The sequence below is a fragment of the Halomonas sp. BM-2019 genome, assembly GCF_017584085.1.
The window spans coordinates 3244137-3246294 of the sequence record NZ_CP071922.1 but is presented as its reverse complement, the minus strand read 5'-3'; the positions used below and the strand labels follow the sequence as shown (position 1 = coordinate 3246294).

2 pseudogenes are annotated in these 2158 nt (G+C 69.2%); both read left to right on the top strand.

Annotated features, from left to right (window positions below):
- Positions 1-227 precede the first annotated feature (227 nt).
- Positions 228-1947: pseudogene (gene ilvD, locus J5F18_RS16115) on the top strand (dihydroxy-acid dehydratase).
- A 72-nt stretch (positions 1948-2019) separates the two neighbouring features.
- Positions 2020-2158 (top strand): annotated as a pseudogene (locus tag J5F18_RS16110) (oxidoreductase); the annotation flags it as partial.

Genomic DNA, 2158 nt, shown 5'->3' with positions numbered 1-2158 from the left:
AGGCGCTAGGCGCTAGGCGCTAGGCGCTAGGCGCTAGGCGCTAGGCGCTAGGCGCTAGGCGCTAGGCGCTAGGCGCTAGGCGCTAGGCGCTAGGCGCTAGGCGCTAGGCGCTAGGCGCTAGGCACTCGGCGCCGGTGGCAAGGCCGCGCCGCCCATGCCAGAATCCTGCGACCGACTGGACACGGCAGCCGCCCGGCGCAGGGCGGCCACAAAGAGAAGAGGACACCATGCCCGAGTATCGTTCCCGCACCACCACCGCCGGCCGCAACATGGCCGGCGCCCGCGCCCTGTGGCGCGCCACCGGCATGAAGGACGAGGACTTCCACAAGCCGATCATCGCCGTGGCCAACTCCTTCACCCAGTTCGTGCCGGGCCATGTGCACCTCAAGGACATGGGGCAACTGGTGGCCCGCGAGATCGAGAAGGCCGGCGGGGTGGCCAAGGAGTTCAACACCATCGCCGTGGACGACGGCATCGCCATGGGCCACGACGGCATGCTCTACTCGCTGCCGAGCCGCGATCTGATCGCCGACAGCGTCGAGTACATGGTCAACGCCCACTGCGCCGACGCCCTGGTGTGCATCTCCAACTGCGACAAGATCACCCCCGGGATGCTCAACGCCGCCATGCGCCTGAACATTCCGGTGATCTTCGTCTCCGGCGGCCCCATGGAAGCGGGCAAGACCAAGCTGCTCGACCACAACATCGACCTGATCGATGCCATGATCTACGCCGCCGACGACCAGTACAGCGACGAGGAGATCGAGGAGATCGAGCGCAGCGCCTGCCCCACCTGCGGCAGCTGCTCGGGCATGTTCACCGCCAACTCCATGAACTGCCTGATGGAGGCGCTGGGCCTGGCGCTGCCGGGCAACGGCACGGTGCTGGCTACCCACGCCGACCGCCGCCGGCTCTTCGAGGAGGCGGGCAGCCGCATCGTCGAACTGGCCAAGCGCTACTACGAGGGTGACGAGGCGCACCTGCTGCCCCGCGCCATCGGTTCAAAGGCGGCCTTCCGCAACGCCATGACCCTGGACATCGCCATGGGCGGCTCCACCAACACCATCCTGCACCTGCTGGCCGCCGCCCAGGAGGCTGAGGTGGACTTCACCATGGCCGACATCGACCGGCTGTCGCGTGAGGTGCCGCAGCTCTGCAAGCTGGCGCCCAACACCCAGCAGTACCATATCGAGGACTGCCACCGCGCCGGCGGCATCATGGCGATCCTCGGCGAGCTCGACCGCGCAGGCGTCCTGGATACCCGGGTGCCCACCGTCTACGGCGATACCCTCAAGGCGGCGCTGGACGAGTGGGACATCATGCGCAACCCCGGCGCCGAGGTGGTGGAGTTCTACAAGGCCGGCCCCGGCGGCATCCCCACCCAACAGGCCTTCTCCCAGGCCGCGCGCTGGCCGAGCCTCGACGGCGACCGCGCCAACGGCTGCATCCGTGATCTCGAGCACGCCTTCTCCCGTGAGGGTGGCCTGGCCGTGCTGTTCGGCAACATCGCCCTGGACGGCTGCGTGGTGAAGACCGCCGGGGTCGACGAGTCGATCCTGGTCTTCGAGGGGCCGGCCCACGTGGTGGAGTCCCAGGACCAGGCGGTGGAGCACGTGCTGGGCGGGCTGGTGACGCCCGGTGAGGTGGTGGTGGTGCGCTACGAGGGCCCGCGCGGCGGCCCCGGCATGCAGGAGATGCTCTACCCGACTTCCTATCTGAAGTCCAAGGGGCTCGGCAAGGTGTGTGCGCTGATGACCGACGGGCGCTTCTCCGGCGGCAGCTCCGGGCTCTCCATCGGCCACGTCTCGCCGGAGGCCGCCGCCGGCGGCGCCATCGGCCGGATCGAGAACGGCGACCTCATCCAGATCGACCGCACTCAAGGCCTACGCCATGCTCGCCACCTCGGCCGACAAGGGCGCGGTGCGCGACCTTTCCAAGCTCGACTGAGCCGTCCCGCGAACCCCGGCCCCGGCCGGGGTTCGTGCCTGTTCCCCCCGCGAAGCGCCCAAGGATGATGCGATGAAGATCCAGACCCTGAGCGTGGGCCTCATCGGCTACGGCATGGCCGGCCGGACCTTCCATGCCCCGCTGATCCAGGCGACTCCCGGCATGAGGCTCGTCGCGGTGGTGAGCGGCCAGCCCGACCGGGTGCAGGCCG